Genomic DNA, 19,959 nt, shown 5'->3' with positions numbered 1-19,959 from the left:
TGGAATGCCAATCGCCGGTACAATGGAGGAGGGAAAGGAATGCGCTGGCTCAGTTTCTATCATGGGGGAAAGGTCCGGCCTGGTGTACTGCTTCAGGAAAGTAATGGGATCATAGATCTTTGTGAGGAAGAAGAAGATTGGCCGTGCTCATGGAAGAAGATCTTGGAAGAGAATCTATTGTCGGACATTTCCGAGCGATACCACCGGAAGATGTGGAAGAGCGGTCCGATCCCCTTGAATAAACTCAGACTTGCCCCACCGGTCCCATCTCCCTCAAAGGTGATCGCCATCGGGCTCAATTATCGAGATCACGCCGAAGAACAGAAAAAAGAGGCTCCGATGCGGCCATTACTATTTGCCAAAGCTCCCTCATGCCTTATCGGCCAGGGAGAACCTATTCGGCTCCCCGCCGGCGAGAGCAAGCCCGATGTCGAAGCTGAAATGGCATTTATCCTTCAAAAAAGAGCTTGTCAAGTGCGCCCGGAAAAGGCCTACGAATATATCGCCGGCATCACGGTAATGAATGACGTCTCCGGACGGGAGGCCCAATATGGTGACCGGCAGTGGTTCCGGGGAAAAAGTTTTGACACCTTTGGACCGATCGGTCCTTGGGTTGTGACTTTGGACGAGATAGGGGATCCTCAACGGCTTGCTCTTCGTTGTTTTGTGAACGGAGAATGTCGTCAGGATGGCAATACATCCGACATGATCTTCGGCATTCGCGAGCTCTTAAGTTATATCAGTCACCAAATGACCCTCATGCCGGGAGATGTCGTCAGTACCGGAACGCCGGCCGGTGTCGGCGTTTTTAGAGATCCCCCGCTCTTCATCGAGGCCGGGGATAGGATTGAAATTGAATTAGAGGGTGTGGGAAAACTCATGAATACGGTTGAATAGATCCATTTCTCAGAAGAGTGCAGGAAGAATCATCAATCCAGCCGAATCGATCCCAATCCAGAAAGAAAGGGCGGCCCTTCAGGGCCGCCCTTTCTTGTGAGTCATTTGTGTTTGTTTAGTCGTAGTACTCCAATCCCAAATGTGTAATCAACTCTTCACCTCTCAAATGGCGGAGTGTGTTCTTCAGCTTCATGAGCTGGATAAAGAGATCATGCTCTGGATACAGCTCCGGAGCGTGCATGGGGCTCTTGAAATAGAAACTCAGCCATTCCTGAATGCCCTTCATTCCGGTTCTCTGGGCGAGATCCATGAAAATAGCCAGATCGAGAACGATCGGCGCCGCGAGGATAGAGTCCCTGCACAGAAAGTCGATTTTTATCTGCATAGGGTAGCCCATCCAACCAAAGATATCGATATTATCCCAACCTTCTTTGTTATCGCCGCGCGGCGGGTAATAATTTATCCGAACTTTGTGATAGAGATCCTTGTAGAGTTGAGGATAAAGGTGAGGTTGGAGAATCGATGACAAAACAGAAAGCTTCGATTCTTCTTTTGTCTTGAAACTCTCAGGGTCATCGAGGACTTCGCCATCGCGATTGCCCAGGATATTGGTGCTGAACCAGCCGGCAATGCCGATGAGGCGCGCCTTGAATCCCGGAGCGAGGATCGTCTTCATTAATGTTTGACCCGTCTTGAAATCCTTTCCACTCAAGGGAACACACATTTCCCTGGCGAGTGACATTAGTGCGGGAATGTCGGCGGAAAGATTGGGGGCGCCGTTGGCAAAAGGAACCCTTTCCTTTATCGCCGCATAGGCGTAGACCATGCTGGGAGCGATCTCCGGATCATTATTCTTTAGACCGTTCTCGAAGGCCTCAATTGTCTGATGAACCGGCCCTGGGCGCAGGAATATTTCGGTTGAAGCACACCAGACCATCACCAATCTATCGAGACCATTCTTACTTTTAAAGTTCCGGATATCTTCACGCAGTTGCCCGGCGAGGTCCCACCAGTTATCTCCCTTTTTGATATGGGTTCCATCGAGCTTCTTGACAAACTTCTTGCTGAAGACGGCCTTCATGGGCTGGATCGCCTCCAATTCCGGGCGAACGGCGTCGAGATCGGCCTTGCTGAGCACGCCGGCGTTGAGAGCGGCTTCATAAGCATTATCCGTGAAGATATCCCATCCTCCGAAAACGAGGTCATCCATTGAGGCAAGGGGGATAAATTCATTGATCATAGGGCTCCGGCCCTCAGTTCTTTTCCCGAGGCGGATGGTTCCCATTTGCGTGAGGGAGCCGATCGGCTTCCCCAAACCCTTTCTGGCGGATAGAACACCGGCCATAAAGGTCGTGGCCACAGCCCCCATACCGGGGAGAAGCACTCCAAGTTTGCCTTTCGGCTCATCGATTTTCACACTCATTCTGATGATACCTCCCAGAGCCGCTGCCGCATAGGCAACGCAACTCACAGTAATATCAGTGGTTAGCTGATATCTCCTTGGTTTTTCATTGGCGGGATCGTCACGCCGGACAAAAGTCGGGACCGCTCATGAATGCGGAGTCATATCTCGGACAGCATGCCATGCGTGTCCATATTTCTTAAAGATAATAGTTTCTCTTGTATCCATAAATTTAATTTATGGTTATATTTGAACTCAAAAACGCGTGCGCAAGCTGCGCCCTCTGTTGCTGTGCGAGTTGCATTGAAGAGTGCTATGCGTCCTATTTAGAAATTTGTCGCGGAGGTTGCTATGGAGCTCCAACAATTACGAACCTTTCTCGAGGTCAGCCGTAGGGGAAGCTTCACAGCCGCCGCCAGGGCGCTGCACAGAACTCAACCGGCCATCAGCACGCAGCTGCGGAATTTAGAGAGAGAGCTGGGACAGCGTCTTTTCCATCGAAAAAAAAGCGGTGTTGAGCTGACAGAAGTTGGACGTCGCTTTGTTCGTCTTACCGAGGATTGGTTGCGTGAGATGGAAGGCACCATAGAAGAAGTCCGCATTTGGGGCACGGTGGAGCGGGGTCATTTGAGGATGGGGACGACGGATGTTCCGGCGAGTCATTGGCTGCCTCGTCATATCCGATCTTTTCTAAGAAAACACTCATCCATCAAAATTATTGTCAATGTTGAGGGCAGCCAGACATTGGTTGAACAAACCCTTCGAGGGGATGTTGAATTGGCGCTGGTCACTATGCCGGTGGGCCGGGAGGATCTCATCGTTCAACCGATCCACAGGGAGCCTCTCGTCGTTGTAGCCCCGGCGCGCCATCCTCTGGCCGGCAAACGGAAAGTAAAACTGGAACGACTTGTAGACGAACCTCTTATCCTGCACAAACCGGAATCTGTGACCCGGCGAACGATAGAAGCGGTATTCCGCGCACAAGGCCTGCAACCCCGTATCTCAATGGAAATGTCACACCCCGAACCGATCAAGCGCCTGGTCAGGGTCGGCCTCGGTATTTCCGTTCTGCCGGAAAGCCTGGTCAAGGAAGACCTGCGCCGCGGACTGCTCGGGCGGGTCAGGATTCAAGGCTGGCATCTGGAGAGGCAGAGCGGTCTGATATGGCCGACCTGGCGGCCGCTATCAAAGATCGCCGCCGCCTGGGTTGAACATTTAACCATTCATTTGCCGTCCTCGGTCAAACCCGGACGATAGTCTCAGCGGTCTGAGAAAGCCCTCAGACCAGCAGCCAGAACTTTCATCGCTGTCTCGAGGTGAACCAACTCCAGTACATAAGCGATGCGGACTTCCTTGGCGCCCAATCCCTTCGTTGCATAAAAGCCTGCGCCGGGCGCGACCATGACGGTTTTGTTATTCAAATGGAAATCCGTCAACATCCAGCGCGTGAAATCCTCACTGTCCGATACGGGCAATGTCGCCATAATGTAAAATGCGCCCTCAGGTTTCCGGTAAGAAACTCCCGGCATCTCACTCAGCTTCTCACAGAGTAAATCACGCCTTTCGCGATAGGTATCGATGATTTTCTGATAGTAAGATGGCGGCGTCTCAGTAAAAGCCTTTATCCCCATCAGTTGTCCCAGGGTGGGAGGGCAAAGCCGGGCTTGGGCGAATTTCATCACCGTCGCCATCACCTCCTCATTACGGGAGACAAGGCATCCGACCCGGGCCCCACAGGCTGAAAATCTCTTCGAGATGGAGTCGGTCATGATCGTTAGGTCTTCACATCCCTCAAGATTCAAAACCGATGGAGGAGCCGAACCCTCATAACAGAACTCGCGATAGCATTCATCGCCGATTAGAAATATATTTCGCGCTTTGGCCCAATCACCTATCGCCCGCAGTTCATCGGAGCTGGTGACGCGCCCGGTGGGATTTCCTGGGTTGCACAATAGCATCGCTTTGCACCGAGGGCCGCAGAGTTTGTCGAGTATTTCCGGTGGGGGAATTTTATAACCATCCTCCGGTGAACAAACGGCGGGCGTGACCGTTACACCGAGAATCGCAGCGAAACCGAGGTAATTCGCATAGAGCGGATCGGGAATGAGGACCTGATCCCCGGGGTCGGTGACAGCGGCCAGGGCGAAAAGCAGAGCTTCACTTGCCGCCGTGGTCGCGAGGATCTGATTTTTCCGCAGCGAAATCGCGCAGGATTCGTAATATCCAGCCAGGGCATTGATGAACTCAGGCAATCCCCCCGATGGGCCATAGCTCAAAACAGGACCTTTATATTCTTGAGCGGCATGAAGCATCGGTTCGGGCGTGGGGATATCCGGCTGCCCAATATTCAGATGATAGACGTGCCGCCCTTTGCTTTTCGCTCCATCGGCCAAGGGAACCAGTTTACGAATGGGTGAGGATGGCGCGCCACTTCCCCTCTCTGAAACCTTCACACGATACGTCATCACAACCTCCTTACCTTCAGGCAGTTCGAGGATATTTCAACTCAAGAGAGTCTATTTAAAGCCGATATCTCCCTTAGAATCTGTTCCAGACACCCGGATCTTCCCGAACTGCTTTTCAAAGCGTTCGATATTGGTCTGTAACGCGTTGAGAAGCGAGTGGGCGTTCTGAGGTGTCATAATGATGCGCGAGTAGACTTTGGCCTTGCGAGTTCCCGGAAGAACCCGGGCAAAGTCCAGAATGAATTCGGAGGGTGAGTGGGAAAGAAGTACGAGGTTGGAGTAGATCCCCTCGGCTTCCTTGGGATCAATGTCAACTTGGACGGATGTTTTTTTCTGGTCCTGTTCCATCGGTTTATTCTCCTGTTTGCCGCCCCAATTCAAAAGGTTCATGGTTCCGATCTCTCCTTTTGGAGTCACTTGGGAAATGCCATACCAACACACTATCCCACATCTCAATGGGAGGATAAAAGATGCCTCGCCCTCGCGTGATACAAAAAAGCGAGAACCACAAACAGTATAACAAGGGTAAGGCCCCTAAAGACACCCCCATGCCGCTGTCCCTCCCGCTGCCTCTTTCTTTATCCACCGGCCTATGGAAAACCAGGGATTCAGAATCGATAGGGCGGATCATATTGGCCGGTCTTGTCGGATCAAAAGTGTCCGGCGCGTTTGGGATGAAGCAGGCCATGATCTTTTTGCTTTCGCCCGAGGGAACCAGGCTTCACGCCTGGATGGGGCTCCAAGGGGAAAACCTTCGGCAGATCGATTGGCCATTCGCAACCAATTCCCCGTACGAGACTCAGGATTCAACAGAGAGGTCGGCGGCTTCATGGGATCCTTTCCTGAACGCGCTCCACGAGGCCCAGGCTAAGGGGCTTTCGGGAAGCTGGAATGGAATTCCCGGCCGGGAATTCCGCGTGAGCTCTCCGGGTGAAAACCCACAATTCATTCTGAATCACGTCTTGAGCACGCAAAAGGGGTGCGTTGTTTCTCCCGGTGATCTTGGCGGGGATCTCGGCAGTGAGCTAGACAGTGATCTCAGCGGTGATCTTGCCGGTGATCTTGATTGTGACCTTGAAACCGATCTTGATTCGGAAAATCCATCCCAGCTCTGTCCCAAAGAGGGGCACTTCCTCTTCTTGCCCATGAAGGGACTCGAATCCTGCCTGGGTATCCTGGCGATCGATCTTGGCACAGATGAGGAATCGAGCGCGGAGCAGAGGGCTGGTCTGGAATGGTGGTGTGGCCTGGGTACCGCAGCTCTTGAAAGAAGCCTTATCTCCATTGATACCGATACGGCCGTCCGGTCATTGAATTATTTTCACGAACTCATCGGCCGGGTTGTCACGCTCGGAAATTTGCCTGATATCCTGAGTCATGCCGCCCGGCTAGTGGCCGAGGCCGTCAATGCATCTTGGGTCACCATCTGGAGGATGGACCCTGAAAGCCAACGTTTTGATACCGCCGTCGAGTTTCGCAAAGAAACCCCCGAAAACGCATCAGATCTGGCCGAGGGATTGGAGGCGGCGGCGCAGAAGGTGGCCGACATGGAGGCGTCTCGAACGATACTGGACCTTGCGGCGGAGGCGGGGGATCGGAATCCCTCAGCAAAACCAGTCCCTTGCGTTATGGAGCCCCTATTGGCCCACGGCTTTATTCTGGGTGTGATTGGAGTCACATTGCCCCAGGGACGCACCGAGTTTTCACACGAGGACAAAACATGGATACGAACACAGGCTTCACTTCTTGCCCTCGTGACTCGCATGGCCAAATTGCAGGATTTTATCAGATGTTCAGAGGAAAAACTGCGTGAAACGGAAAATCGGCTTAGAAGAAATGAGAAACTGGTCGCCGTGGGGGAGTTGAGCACGCGGCTTGCCCATGAGGTCCGGTCCCCGCTGGCGGCGATCGGCGGCTTGGCACGGCGCATTGCAAAATCTCTTGCTGCCGAAGATACGAACCGGGACCAAGCGAATCTTATTGTTAAAGAGGCTGTGCGTCTTGAGGGGATGCTGTCTGATTTTCTAGACATGTCGCGCGTGTCTCAATCCCAAAAAACAGTCATCGATCTTAACAACATCATCCGGGATGCCCTTGAATTGACACGCGGCGACCTCATGGAGAGCGGAATTATTATCGAGGAGAATTATGCACCGAATCTTCCTAAAGTCTTACTCGATACCGACAGAATTAAACAAGTCCTCGTCAATGTTCTAAACAATGCGCGTGAAAGCACAGAAGAAGGGGACACGATCCGTCTTGACACTTATATGTCGGAGGAAAAGGTTCTCGTCGAAATCGCAAATACAGGTGAAAGAATGGCCGGCGAAATATTGGAAAGGCTCTTCGTTCCCTTCACATCCGGTCATCCTCAGGGACACGGGTTGGGATTGGCGATTTCGCAGCAGATTATCAAAGATCACGGTGGAGAGATCCTTGTTCGATCGGATGATACCTGGAGCGTGATATTTACCCTGGCATTCCCCATCGCGCTGAATCGGGACCGGCGCGGCCGCAACCGGCGTTCAGGCCGTGATCGCCGGGAAGCCGCATAACGGAAAAGAGGAGGATGGCCGGATGGCGACAATCCTCATCATTGAAGACGAAGAGATCTTGCGGGATCTCTACAGCGCCGAATTCGAGGATGAGGAATATCATGTCCTCACGGCCTCGGAGGGGGCAATGGGGCTGCAATTGATTCGAAGGGGCAGCATTGATCTTGTCATTCTGGATCTGTCACTACCTGACATTTCGGGGATTCAGGTGCTTCGAACGGCTCTTGAAGAGATTCCGGAATTGCCGGTGGTGATCAATACCGCATATCCAATCCACCACAATGACTTTTCAACCTGGTCCTCGGCCGCCTATATACTGAAATCCGCGGATCTCGGGCCGCTGAAGGATGCGGTCTCGAGAATCTTGAGGCGGAAGGCCGGAGCAAGGCAGGGTGTAAATAACGCCCCGCTGAAAGTGGAGATGGAGAGGGCGGTGGATCCACGCCGGCTTGACAGCATTTCAAGGCTTTGATAGCTTCCGTTCCATCATGAAGGTGCAACCCTAGCTCAGTTGGTAGAGCACTAGACTGAAAATCTGGGTGTCCCCGGTTCAAGTCCGGGGGGTTGCACCATCTTTTTTTACCCTCCGGAACCAGCTGTCATGACTCAGGCAGTTGTCGTTCCAGCCGATGTAATTCAGGCCGGTGAAGATCAGGCCGGTTTAAATCAAGCTGGTGTAGCTCAGTTGGTAGAGCAGCGCATTCGTAATGCGCAGGTCAGCGGTTCGACTCCGCTCACCAGCTCTGTCTTTCCTCGCACAATCCCCATTCAAGGAGATAATCGATGCCCACTCTGATCACCAGTATATCCGGTGCAAGGGGTCTGGTTGGTGACGGCCTGGACGCTTGCATCATCGCCCGGCTGTCGGCCTCCTTTGGGACCCTCGTCGGTCCAGGTCTCATTATCATCGGACGGGATAGCCGCCCCAGTGGAGAACACTTTGCACAAGTCGCAGGCGGAGCCTTGAGAGGCGTCGGGTGTGACGTCTGCGATTTGGGGATCGTGACAACCCCGACTGTGCAGGTCGCCGTCGAAGAATACGGGGCCGCCGGGGGGATCGTCATATCGGCATCCCATAATCCTCCCCAATGGAATGCCCTCAAGTTCGTCGGTCCGGATGGACGTTTTCTTTCGCCCGCCAGGGCTGAGATTCTCTTCAGGCAGTATCATGAAAACCGTTTTGCCTGGGTCCCCTACGAGCGGATCGGCGGGACAGAGAGGCGATCCGATAGCGTAACAAGACATATCAAGAGAATCCTTCAAGCCTTTGAAAAGGAAGAGTTAAAGAAAATCCGGTCCGGTGGTTTCAAGGTTGTCGTCGATGCCGTTCGCGGTGCCGGCGGAGTTCTGCTTCTTCCTCTACTAGAGCAGTTGGGTGTCAAAGTTCACCCTATTGATTGCGAACCCGATGGACAACTCCCGGCTGATCCTGAGCCTCGCACCGAAGTCCTCGGCCAACTCCTTGAGACCGTCCGCCAAGTCGGCGCCGATCTCGGTTTTAGGACGGATCCGGACGGAGACCGCCTGGCGGTGGTGACACCGGGTGGAGAGGTTCTGGGTGAAGAATGGACGCTGCCTCTGGCCGCTTTCCAAGTCCTCCAAAGCAAGAAGGGACCTCTGGTGACCAATCTCAGCAGCTCGGGACGTCTGGAGTGGGTTGGGAGCCGATTTGGAGTTCCCGTCTATCGCACCCCGGTTGGCGAGGCCCATGTCGTGCTGGGAATCCTCAAGTATGAGGCTCTCATTGGGGGCGAGGGGAATGGGGGCGTCATCGATCCACAGATTCATCTCGGCCGGGATTCAGGGGTGGGGATCGCCCGCCTCCTGGCTCTGGAATCCTCATATCCGGGTGGAGTTGCAGGGGCTTCGAGGGAATTTCCATCTTTCTTCATGGTCAAGGTCAAGCTCCCGGCACCCGACGATTTAGGTGAGCTGGAAGATCGACTTCGAGGACTCTTCTCCGCCGCGCCGGATCGATCCGATGGGTTGAGATGGCTCGTGCCGGGAGGATGGATCCACATCCGCAAATCGGGTACGGAACCGGCGATGCGCTTGACGGCAGAGACGGCGACTCAAGCCCAACTTGAGGAATGGGTTGAAAAAATTCGGCGGGTCGGGAGGATCTAGAACGGAGCCTCCCTGGGAGGCTGCATGTGTGGAATTGTTGGATATACCGGATCTCGCCAATGTTGCCCCATCCTACTCAAGGGATTGCAGCGGCTCGAGTACAGGGGATATGACTCCGCCGGGCTGGCCATCGCCGATGAATCAAGGATTGAGGTTGTAAAAGAAGCAGGGAAAATCCAGGTTCTCGCCGCTAAGCTCAAGGATCATCCGCCCAAGGGAACAACCGGAATCGGCCATACACGGTGGGCCACCCATGGGAGCCCATCCTTCGAAAACGCCCATCCCCACTTCGATTGCTCCGAAACGATCATTGTTGTTCACAACGGCATCATTGAGAATGCGGAAACCCTCCGCGTTCAACTCCTCAATGAAGGCCATCAATTCAAGAGTGAGACCGATACTGAGGTTCTGGCCCACCTGATCGAATCCTGCCGGGAAAAAGAAGATTCCACATTGGAAGCGGCTGTCGCCAATGCATTGCGTCTCGTCGAGGGGACTTATGGCTTGGCCGTGATGAGCGTGCTGGACCCGCACGTCATCGTCGGCGCCCGCAAGGGATCACCCTTGATCGTCGGATTGGGGCGGGGGGAGCATTTCCTTGCCTCGGATGTCTCTGCAATCCTCGAGCACACCCGGGACGCCATTTATCTTGGTGAAGGGGAATTGGTGGTCCTCACGCCCGATAATTATCGATTGTTCAATTTGCAGGAAAAAGCCCTTGTTAAAGAAGTCGAACATATTACCTGGGAGTTGGATGAAATCGAAACCGGCGGCTATACACACTACATGGAGAAGGAAATCTTCGAGCAACCCAATAGCGTCGCCATGGCGTTGCGGCGGCGCATTGACCCGCGACGTGGGGAGGTCTATCTCGACGGCCTGAATCTCGATGAAGACGAGCTGAAAAAAATCCGCCGGATTACTTTGACGGGATGCGGGACATCCTGGCATGCGGCCTTAATCGGAGAGTACCTGATTGAACAATGTGCGCGGATTTCAGTCGATGTTGATTACGCCTCCGAACTGCGCTACCGGAAACCGGTTCTCGGTCCCCATGATGTCGTGATTGGCATCAGCCAATCCGGCGAAACGGCTGATACTCTTGCGGCGATGCGCGAAGCCCGGGCCCTAGGCTCCCGGATACTGGCAATCTGCAATGTGGTCGGATCGACCATCGCCAGAGAGGCCGACGGGGGGATATATATTCACGCCGGACCTGAAATCGGTGTCGCTTCAACAAAGGCTTTTACCGGCCAGGTGACCGTCCTCTCGCTCCTCGCAATATTATTAGGTCGTAGTAACGGTACCATGTCGCATGAACGGGCCACCCATCTTTTGAAGGAGCTCAACAGGGTCCCCGAATTGATGGCCGAAACGCTTGCCGGCAGCGCCCGGCTTATGGATCTCGCCTCATCCTTTGGGAATGAACATAACGCTCTCTATTTGGGCCGTGGCATCAATTTCCCCGTGGCTCTCGAGGGCGCATTGAAGCTGAAGGAGATTTCCTACATTCATGCGGAAGGGTACCCCGCGGCTGAGATGAAGCACGGACCGATAGCATTGATTGATGAGAAAATGCCCGTCATCTTTCTGGCAACCCGGGGGCCGGGGATGGATAAAATTCTCAGCAATATGTCGGAAGTCCGCGCCCGAAAGGGGAGAATCCTGGCCGTCGTGACCGAAGGGGATGAGTTGCTTGTCGGACAAGCTGATCAGATATTCTCGATACCCGATTGCGATCCTCTGATAACGCCCTTGCTGTCCATCGTTCCCCTGCAGCTCTTGGCCTATTATGTCGCCGTCCTACGAGGGTGTGATGTCGATCAACCGCGAAACCTCGCTAAGAGTGTGACCGTCGAATAAGGCCGGCTGAACGCCAACCCCCAATCATTCCCTCATTTCCGAAGCCTCCGGGCTTACCGTTGACAGGCGTCCAACCCGCCTTTAAGGTCGGGAACAACCATCAGAATGTGCGGGGATGCATGGGTTCTGGTGGGCTCCAGGGACTTCAAATCCCTTGTCGGGCATCTCGTGGTGTCCGGGGTGGGTTCGATTCCCACGCGTTCCCGCCAAATTCTAACTCAGACCGTGACCCTTTCATCAGGCTGCGGTGAGGGAATCCGAAACCTCCATGGCGGAATATATGACGAGGCCCGGATCGGGGTATCACCGGTCACCGGGTCTTTTGGTTATCATCGGTCTTCTCTGTGGGGTCATGCTCGGCGGAGCCCTGGCGCAATCCGCTGAAAAGGGGAATCCTGACATACGGATCAAAGAAAGAGCGCCTATCACCGGTCGAGGAGTCGCCGTCAATGATTCCATCCCCACCAATTCGGGGAGGGGGTTGAAAGCTCCCTTTTGGGTGATGGTTCGATCGATGCTGGTGCCCGGCTGGGGACAGCTGACGAATCGCAAATATATTAAGACAATCGTTGTCGCCGGGGCGGAGGGGTATATGCTCTACCGCCTTTATGACCACGAAATGAAGCGGCGTGACGCTGAAGATATGATGGTGAGCCGGCCGGATGAAGCCGCGTTCTGGGAAGCGGAAGCCGATCGCCAGCGGGAACGGCGCAATGATTTTACCTGGTGGTCCGCCTTCGCCATCGCTCTCAGCATGGGGGACGCCTTTGTCGACGCTCACCTGCGGTACTTTGATGTCGAATTCGATGCCCAGGATGCTGGGGAGGATGAACCAATCATGAAATTCCAGATGGGTTTGAGGATTAACTTTTGAGCTACCCACTTGAAAGAATCCGCAATTTCTGTGTCGTTGCCCACATCGATCATGGGAAGTCCACGCTGGCGGACCGGTTTCTAGAAATCACTCGAACAATCGATCCTAAGAGTATGAAAAATCAGGTTTTGGACAACATGGATCTTGAGAGGGAACGCGGCATTACCATCAAAGCCCACGCCATTGCAATGGACTATCGGGCGGATGACGGCCAAGATTACCGCCTCAACCTCATCGATACGCCGGGGCATGTCGATTTTTCTTATGAGGTCTCCCGCTCTCTGGCTTCGGCAGAGGGGGCGATTCTGCTCGTTGATGCGACCCAGGGAATCGAGGCCCAAACCATCGCCAACCTCTATATGGCCCTGGATAACAATCTCGAAATTATACCGGTTCTCAACAAGATCGATCGGGAAGAGGCGGATGTCGAAGGCGTCCAGAAAGATCTCGCGGCGCTCCTTGGAATTCCGCCTGAAGAGGTTCTCTTTGTCAGCGCAAAAACAGGACAAGGGACGCAGAAACTTCTGGAAAAGGTTATCGAAAAAATCCCCCAACCTCAGGGTCATCCCAGCCACCCGCTGCGGGGTCTCATTTTTGATTCGTTGTATGACAGTTACCGCGGAGTCATCTCCCTCATTCGTGTGGTTGACGGAGCCATCTCGGTCAAGGACCGGATCCGTCTTCTCTCCACAAATAAGCGGTATGAGGTCCTGGAGGTAGGGCTCTTGCGTTTAAACCCGGTGCCACAAGAGACGCTGAGCGCGGGCGAGGTCGGTTATTTTATTGCCGGTATCAAGGATGTTTCTGAATCGCAGGTCGGCGACACGGTGGTATGGGATCAGAACCCATCACCGAAGCCGGTGCCGGGTTACAAACCGATGAAACCGATGGTCTGGTGCGGTTTCTATCCGGTCAATAACGATGATTTTCTCCCGCTTAAAGATGCTCTCATCAAACTTCGTCTCAATGACGCCTCGCTGGTCTTTGAGCCGGAGACCTCAACCGCATTGGGATTCGGTTTCCGGTGCGGATTCCTGGGGCCGCTGCACGTTGAAATTGTACAAGAAAGGATCCAACGGGAATTCGGTTGTGAGTTGATCGCGACGACGCCGAATGTCGCTGTCAGGGTCATCGATCGTATAACGCGTGAGACAATCATTGTTGAACACCCCGGAAAGATGCCGCCGCCGGGACGCCGCTACGAAGTTGAAGAACCCTATGTCCTGACGCATATCTATGCCCCGCCTAGTTCTCTGGGGGGAATCTTGAAACTGCTTCAGGACCGGAGGGGTGAGCAGCAATCGATGGAATTTCTGGAGGGGAACCGCGTACGATTAACCTACCTACTGCCCTTCAGCGAGATTGCGTTGAATTTTTATGACCGTCTGAAGTCGGTGAGCCATGGATACGCAACCCTTGATTATGAATTTCACAGCTACCGCCTCTCAAACCTCGTCCGGCTTGATATCTTGTTGAACAGTGAAATGGTTGATGCGCTCTCCGTTATTGTCCACAACGACAAAGCATACTATATCGGCCGCGAATTGGTGGACCGGCTCAGGAAGCTGATCCCACGCCAGATGTTCCAGATCGCCATCCAGGCTTCCCTGGGAAGCAAAGTCGTTGCCCGCGCCAGCCTTCCCGCGTTGCGCAAAGATGTCATCGCAAAGTGTTATGGAGGAGATATCACGAGAAAACGGAAATTATTAGAAAAACAGAAAGAGGGAAAACGGCGGATGAAGCAGGTTGGTTCGGTGAATATCCCGCAAGAAGCTTTTCTGGCTCTCCTGAAACCAAACGAGGAATCTTGACGGTGCTGAGCCTTTACCTTCACATCCCTTTCTGTCAGAGTCGTTGCCGCTATTGCGATTTCTATAGTGAGACAGGTCGTGAATCGGAGGGCGACCGCTTGATCGCGGCCATGTGCCAGGAGTGGGATCTTATCCGCCGGGAAGAACTGGCCGGGGGACGGCCCGATATCGAATCAATCTATTTTGGGGGGGGGACACCCTCACTGCTGAAGAACCGGCAGATAGCGCCGATTCTGTCCCGCATTTTGAAGGACACGCATTGGAATCAGGATCTGGAAATCACGATTGAAGGCAATCCCGAATCGATCACAAAGGAGCTTGCCGCCGGTTGGAGAAGCCAGGGTATCAACAGGGTTAGTCTCGGGGTTCAGTCATTTGATGACAACCAGCTTCGCCGTTTGGGGCGCATTCATACAGCGCGGAAGGCCATGGAAAGTATCGAGATTTTAAAATCGTCCGGGTTCCATCGCCTCAGTATTGATCTCTTGTTCGGTATTGACCCGGAATCGTCGCAAAGTTACCGCAACTCGCTGGAATGCGCCTGCCGGATCGATCCAGGTCATCTCTCCTGTTATCTCCTCACGATTGAAAAGGGGACACCCTTGCAAAGGCTGGTCGATTCCGGTGAATGGCGCCTGGCTGATGATGAGATCAGCGCCGACGATTTCGAATGGACCCGCTCCACCCTCTCCGAAAGAGGGTATGAGCCTTATGAAATCAGCAACTTCGCCCGGAACGGCCAGCGGTCGATCCACAATGAGCGGTATTGGAGGCGGGAGCCCTATATCGGCCTGGGACCGGGCGCCCACTCATTTCTAAAAAACCGCCGCATGAATAATCATCCTCATCTCGGGCTTTATCTTGATTCTCTCCTGCAGCATCATCAGCGGCCGATCGCTGAATTAAAACAACTGACCCAGAGGCAGATCACGGAAGAAGAGATCTTCCTCGGTCTTCGGAGGAAAGAGGGGATTCATTGGCGCCGATTCGCCGGTGGACTTCCAAGTGAATGCCGGATGGCCATGGAGGAGAAGATCGAGGCGATGGTGAGGGGTGGGTTCCTTCACCGCGAGCAAGGCAGAGTCGCTTTGGCCGAAAAGGCGATCTTTATTTCCAACGCTGTTATCGTAGAGTTGATCCATGTCTTGGATGAAGGATTGAGGGAACCGGCCTCGGTTTAGGCCGGAATCGGACAAGAGGTCCAAATGGCATTGAAAGTCGCACTCGTGCATGACTGGCTCACGGGGATGAGGGGAGGAGAGAAGTGTCTCGAAGTGCTTTGTGAAATCTATCCGGAAGCTCCAATTTATACATTAGTGTATCGCAAAGGCGCCGTTTCGCCGCTCATCAACTCTCATGAAATTCGGACATCCTTTATTCAAAACCTCCCTCGGGGGATCAAACACTACCGCTGGTATCTTCCTCTCTTTCCGGCCGCGATTGAACGATTCGATCTTCGCGGATATGACCTCATTATCTCAACGAGTCACTGCGTCGCAAAAGGCGTCATTGTCCATCCCGAATCACGCCACCTCTGCTACTGTCACACGCCGATTCGCTATATATGGGGCTCTTATGAAGAATACTTCGGAGGTCCACGATCCAGTTCAATGTCGGGAAGAATGATGACGCTTCTCAGCCCTTGGATGCGGGTGTGGGATGTGATATCGAGCCGAAGGGTGGATCACTTTGTGGCGAATTCCCATGCGGTCGCGGAACGAATAAGGCGCTATTACGACCGAACGGCGTCGGTTGTTCATCCCTGGGTCGATACCGATGCCTTTCAGATCGGATCGGAACCGGGGCCGGACGCCCCCTATCTCATTTTGACCGCCCTGGTGCCGTACAAGAAGACCGAATTGGCCATCACCGCCGCAACCCGATTGGGCCGCAAGGTGGTTGTCGTTGGTGAAGGTCCTGAACGGCGTCGCCTGGAGCGTTTGGCCGGATCCGATGTCCGTTTTTTAGGCTGGCTCGAGACGGGGGAATTACGGACGCATTATCGGAATTGCCGGGCCCTTCTCTTCCCGGGAGAAGAGGATTTCGGAATCGTGCCCCTCGAGGCGATGGCCTGCGGCCGGCCTGTGATCGCCTATGGCAGGGGAGGGGCTCTCGAAACGGTGGTCGATGGCACAACGGGAATCTTTTTCAATGAGCCGACGCCCGAATCGCTTTCCGAAGCCATCCTTAAGCTTGAGTCGATGGAGTGGGACTCTGAAAAGATCCGTGAGCGGGCCTTGGCCTTTTCCCGGCAACGATATCGGGATCAAATGGAGACGGAGATTGAGAAGGTTCTAAGAAATCGGTAGGAAGCACATCGATTGTAATGATGATCGTACCGATTTCCAGGGGCGCCATGGGATATATCGAGCGGCGAAAACGTGAAACCTGGTTCCAGTTCATCCGTCACCTGACCGATGTGACGGGCATCCTGCTGGCCTTCATTCTCGGCTATTTCATTCGATTCCACCTTCCGCTTTTTGTCGCTCTTCTCCCGGTTTCCAAAGGCGATCCCGGGTTGGACCTGTATCTCTACGCCGCATTGGCCTCCATCCTTCTTTGGCTGGCCATTTTCCATGCCTTCGGTCTGTATACCATCCGCCGTCCTGGGTTCGGACCCGGAATGGAGGCCCTTATTAAGGCCTCTATTCTGGCCATCCTGCTCTCAGCGGCATTGACCTTCTTTTTTCGCGGCGTTTCTTTTTCACGCCTCACACTGGTTATTGTCTGGGTTCTTGCTCTGGGATTTATACTCGCCGGCCGGCGCTACGGCGCGCGGATTTTTCTGCGGCGTCTCCGCCGGCAACCGATTCGCTTCGCCGTTTTAGGCGCCACGAGTCATGGCCACCGGGTCGCATCCGCGCTTCAGCATGTTCGCGGGGTTTCTTATGCCTTCGCGGGGTACATCCTTGGGCCCGAGGATCCGGAGAGCACACCGAGACAATTGGGCTCCTGGAAGATGACGCACCGGATCGCCGAGGAAAAAAGGCTCGATCTCCTGATTCTGGCCCTTCCGATGGAGGATCAATCGATCCTGTTGGATGTATTAAAGAGCTGCCGCGATTTGGATATTGACTATGAGTTCATCCCCGGCCTCCTGGGACTCATGACACATACAACGCGCATGGATACGATTGACGGCGTCCCTGTCATCCGTCTCCGGGAGATACCGCTGGCCGGTTGGAATGGCGTTATCAAGCGAGCCCTCGATCTTATTTTATCCACACTCTTCCTAATTCTGTTCGCACCACTCATGGGTGGTATCGCTCTTGCGGTCCTCATTGAATCGGGTCGCCCTGTCTTTTACAAACAGGAACGCATCGGAAGAGACCGCCGTATTTTCAATATGTTTAAGTATCGGTCGATGCGGACCGATGCCGAATCGGAAACAGGTCCGGTTTGGGCCCGGGAAAATGATGATCGCAGGACGCATGTGGGGCAATTCATCAGAGAGTGGAGCTTGGATGAGCTTCCGCAGATGTGGAACGTTTTTAAGGGGGAGATGAGCCTTGTCGGCCCTCGGCCGGAACGGCCCCACTTCGTCGAGAAATTCCAGGACCATGTACCCGATTACTTTGATCGCCATCGTGTCAAGAGCGGCGTCACGGGATGGGCGCAGGTCAATGGACTCCGAGGAAACGTCCCGATAGAAGAACGGACCCGGTACGATCTCTATTACATTGAAAATTGGTCGCTCTGGTTGGATTTGCGCATCCTCTTCATGACCCTCCGTTCCGTTATCGTTTCAAGGGGGAACTGAAGGCCGGCCGGCAACAGGATCGCTCCATCCCCTTTCCATGGGGGGCCAACTTGACCCTCACCGGTCCCTGGGCTACATTATGAATCTGATCTCAATAACCTTTCCCCACGCATTTCACTGATGTGCCCCGGATGAGTGGTCCTTGAATTGGTATCATTCAACGATGGCGCACAGAGAAAAGGGAAGCAGCTCACAAGAAGGAGCCAAATGAGGGCATGAGTAAACGCGACTACTTCGAGGTATTGGGTGTTCCCCGGGAGGCGGGCGAAGAGGAAATTAAAAAGGCCTATCGTAAGCTCGCCTTGAAACACCATCCCGATCGCAATCCAGGTGATGCGCAAGCCGAGGAAAAATTCAAGGAGGCGACGGAAGCCTACGAGATTCTCCGGGATACAGAGAAACGCCGGCTTTACGAACAATATGGCCATGCCGCTTTCGATCCGGCCGGCGGCGGGCGGTCTGGATTCGGCGGATTTGGCCCGGGAGGCGTCGAATTTGATCTCTCCGACGCCCTTCGTGCTTTCATGCGTGATTTTGGTGATTTGGGGGGCTTGGGGGATATCTTCGGCGGTGGCCGGACCCAGGGGCGAAGCCGGCAACGTTCCCGCCGTGGCGGCGATATACAAATCCATCTCCATCTGAGTCTTGGGGAAATCGCCAAGGGCGTGGACAAAAAGGTCAGGGTCAAAAAACTGATTAAGTGTGTCGCCTGTGGGACCAAGGGATACCAAGGATCCGGCGGCATAACGGAGTGCCTTCAATGTCAGGGGGCCGGACAAGTTCGAACGGTTCAACGATCCTTTTTCGGTCAAATGGTCAGTGTCCAGACCTGTCCCCGCTGCCATGGCGAAGGGAATATCATCGCCGATCCCTGCAAGGTATGCGGCGGCGACGGCCGGATCGAGGGGACCGAAACGACCGTGATTCATATCCCCAAAGGCGTCATGAACGGCAACTATCTGAGACTTGATGGACAGGGGCATACCGGACTACGCGGGGGGCCGGCCGGCGATTTACTGGCGATTATTGAAGAGAAGCCGCATGATCAATTCGAGAGACATGGAGACAACATCTTAACCATCGTCCCTATCAGTTTTGCTCGTGCGGCCTTAGGAGGACCCGTTGAAGTGCCGACATTGGATGGAAAGGTCAGATTTCAAGTTCCACCCGGTGTTCAATCAGGGAAAATCCTGCGGCTGAGGAATAAGGGTCTACCCAGGGTAAGGGGGAGCGGCACGGGGGATCTTCTTATCCGCATCCTTGTCTGGACACCCCAGAAATTGAATCCAAAGGAGCGCGAGCTGTTCGAAGAACTCGCGAACACCAAAGGGGAAGAGATACCCAAACCCGGTAAGGGCTTCTTTGATCGCGTTAAGGAGATGTTTGGCGTTTCTGAGGAATGAGCTGATATGTCTTCCGGCCCCCCGACAGATGCATCAAATGCTTGGAATGTTGAAGAAGAGAGATTCCTCTATGTCCCACCGCGCGATCTTCAGGGACCGGATGGCCCTCTCCTCTCAAAAGATGAGTCACATCACGCCTTAAGGGTCTGGCGCCTCAGGAAGGGGGACCGGGTTCGCGGGATCGATGGCGAAGGAAATGAATTCCTTGTTGTTATCGGTGAAAGCCTTGGACGCCGGGTGCAGCTCCAGATCGAGGATAGCCGCCCCTCATCCCGGGAGTTTCCGTGGGACATTTCATTGGGGATGCCGCTGCTGCACCGGTCCAGCCGCCTCGATTGGATCCTTGAAAAGGCGACGGAATTGGGCGTGCGCAAAATTCAACCCATCGTAACGCAAAGGACGACCGTTATTCCCGTCGAAGAGCGATTACCCAAGCGGCTCGAGCGGTGGGAGAGGGTTATCATTTCTGCGATGAAACAATCCGGCCGAGCCTGGAGACCCCGCCTGGAGCCTCCCAGTGATCTTGAGTCGCTCTTGAGCCGATGCGGCGACCGGCGGATTGTTTGGGCCGTCCCCTCCGGGGAGCGGCTTCCGTCGGGCGAAACGTTGCGGCATGATGGGAATGGGACTTTTCTCGCGCTGGTTGGTCCCGAAGGAGGATGGGAGGAGGAAGAGGAGGAGCAGTTGCGAGGGGTGCCCGGTTGGGCTGTTTCCCTTGGGCCGCACCGCTTGCGATCCGAAACAGCGGTGGTCAATCTTCTGAGTCTTCTCCAGGATCGTTTGCTTGCCACATAAAGAGGAA

At 54.2% G+C, this 19,959-nt stretch carries 16 protein-coding genes and 3 tRNA genes; 16 read left to right on the top strand and 3 right to left on the bottom strand.

The features are described 5' to 3' along the window. Nucleotides 1–39 precede the first annotated feature (39 nt). Nucleotides 40–897, top strand: coding sequence for a fumarylacetoacetate hydrolase family protein (locus tag KJ970_16185; protein MBU2692461.1), 858 nt, complete (start codon nt 40–42; stop codon nt 895–897). 115 nt (nt 898–1,012) lie between these two features. Here the strand turns inward: KJ970_16185 and KJ970_16180 are convergent, their stop codons facing one another. Next, on the bottom strand, nt 1,013–2,320 hold the full coding sequence (locus KJ970_16180; protein ID MBU2692460.1) for an inositol-3-phosphate synthase: 1,308 nt from the start codon (nt 2,318–2,320) through the stop codon (nt 1,013–1,015). Between the two features lie 330 nt (nt 2,321–2,650). Between KJ970_16180 and KJ970_16175 the strand changes: the two genes are divergently transcribed. Beyond that, on the top strand, nt 2,651–3,556 hold the full coding sequence (locus KJ970_16175) for a LysR family transcriptional regulator (GenBank protein MBU2692459.1): 906 nt from the start codon (nt 2,651–2,653) through the stop codon (nt 3,554–3,556). Nucleotides 3,557–3,558: 2 nt separating this feature from the next. Here the strand turns inward: KJ970_16175 and KJ970_16170 are convergent, their stop codons facing one another. Both KJ970_16170 and KJ970_16165 read right to left on the bottom strand, forming a co-directional pair. Continuing rightward, a complete protein-coding gene (locus tag KJ970_16170) occupies nt 3,559–4,764 on the bottom strand; it encodes a pyridoxal phosphate-dependent aminotransferase (protein ID MBU2692458.1) in 1,206 nt (401 codons plus the stop codon). 51 nt (nt 4,765–4,815) lie between these two features. Continuing rightward, complete coding sequence (locus KJ970_16165; GenBank protein ID MBU2692457.1) at nt 4,816–5,112, bottom strand: DUF3467 domain-containing protein; 297 nt, start codon at nt 5,110–5,112, stop codon at nt 4,816–4,818. 122 nt (nt 5,113–5,234) lie between these two features. Here KJ970_16165 and KJ970_16160 point away from each other — a divergent pair, with 122 nt between their 5' ends. The 14 genes from KJ970_16160 (at nt 5,235) to KJ970_16095 (ending at nt 19,952) form a co-directional block, all read left to right on the top strand. Next, a complete protein-coding gene (locus KJ970_16160) occupies nt 5,235–7,319 on the top strand; it encodes a GHKL domain-containing protein (GenBank protein ID MBU2692456.1) in 2,085 nt (694 codons plus the stop codon). A 22-nt stretch (nt 7,320–7,341) separates the two neighbouring features. Continuing rightward, nucleotides 7,342–7,791, top strand: coding sequence for a response regulator (locus KJ970_16155; GenBank protein MBU2692455.1), 450 nt, complete (start codon nt 7,342–7,344; stop codon nt 7,789–7,791). A 24-nt stretch (nt 7,792–7,815) separates the two neighbouring features. After that, nucleotides 7,816–7,891: transfer RNA gene (locus KJ970_16150), tRNA-Phe, on the top strand. 98 nt (nt 7,892–7,989) lie between these two features. Next, nucleotides 7,990–8,062, top strand: a tRNA-Thr gene (locus tag KJ970_16145). Nucleotides 8,063–8,102: 40 nt separating this feature from the next. Further along, nucleotides 8,103–9,446: a phosphoglucosamine mutase gene (locus KJ970_16140; GenBank protein ID MBU2692454.1), complete on the top strand. Its 1,344-nt coding sequence runs from the start codon at nt 8,103–8,105 to the stop codon at nt 9,444–9,446. Between the two features lie 24 nt (nt 9,447–9,470). Then, nucleotides 9,471–11,309: a glutamine--fructose-6-phosphate transaminase (isomerizing) gene (gene glmS, locus KJ970_16135; GenBank protein MBU2692453.1), complete on the top strand. Its 1,839-nt coding sequence runs from the start codon at nt 9,471–9,473 to the stop codon at nt 11,307–11,309. A gap of 111 nt (nt 11,310–11,420) precedes the next feature. Next, nucleotides 11,421–11,518 (top strand) — tRNA-Sec (locus KJ970_16130). Nucleotides 11,519–11,589: 71 nt separating this feature from the next. Further along, nucleotides 11,590–12,183 carry a hypothetical protein gene (locus tag KJ970_16125; GenBank protein MBU2692452.1) on the top strand — a complete coding sequence of 198 codons (594 nt, stop codon included), beginning with the start codon at nt 11,590–11,592 and terminating at the stop codon, nt 12,181–12,183. Then, nucleotides 12,180–13,994: a translation elongation factor 4 gene (gene lepA, locus KJ970_16120; GenBank protein MBU2692451.1), complete on the top strand. Its 1,815-nt coding sequence runs from the start codon at nt 12,180–12,182 to the stop codon at nt 13,992–13,994. The genes KJ970_16125 and lepA overlap by 4 nt, the downstream gene beginning before the upstream one ends. Further along, entirely contained in the window at nt 13,991–15,175 is a 1,185-nt protein-coding gene (gene hemW, locus KJ970_16115) for a radical SAM family heme chaperone HemW (protein MBU2692450.1), read from the top strand. Before lepA ends, hemW begins: the two co-directional genes overlap by 4 nt. A 30-nt stretch (nt 15,176–15,205) precedes the next feature. Further along, nucleotides 15,206–16,303: a glycosyltransferase gene (locus KJ970_16110; protein ID MBU2692449.1), complete on the top strand. Its 1,098-nt coding sequence runs from the start codon at nt 15,206–15,208 to the stop codon at nt 16,301–16,303. Between the two features lie 17 nt (nt 16,304–16,320). Further along, nucleotides 16,321–17,754 carry a sugar transferase gene (locus KJ970_16105; protein ID MBU2692448.1) on the top strand — a complete coding sequence of 478 codons (1,434 nt, stop codon included), beginning with the start codon at nt 16,321–16,323 and terminating at the stop codon, nt 17,752–17,754. A 215-nt stretch (nt 17,755–17,969) separates the two neighbouring features. After that, nucleotides 17,970–19,157: a molecular chaperone DnaJ gene (gene dnaJ, locus KJ970_16100; GenBank protein MBU2692447.1), complete on the top strand. Its 1,188-nt coding sequence runs from the start codon at nt 17,970–17,972 to the stop codon at nt 19,155–19,157. 6 nt (nt 19,158–19,163) lie between these two features. Then, entirely contained in the window at nt 19,164–19,952 is a 789-nt protein-coding gene (locus KJ970_16095) for a 16S rRNA (uracil(1498)-N(3))-methyltransferase (GenBank protein MBU2692446.1), read from the top strand. Nucleotides 19,953–19,959 lie beyond the last annotated feature (7 nt).

It is taken from the genome of Candidatus Eisenbacteria bacterium, assembly GCA_018831195.1.
Taxonomy (GTDB): domain Bacteria; phylum Eisenbacteria; class RBG-16-71-46; order CAIMUX01; family JAHJDP01; genus JAHJDP01.
Note: the sequence above shows the minus strand (reverse complement) of the source record. Positions and strands in the feature narration are given on the sequence as shown.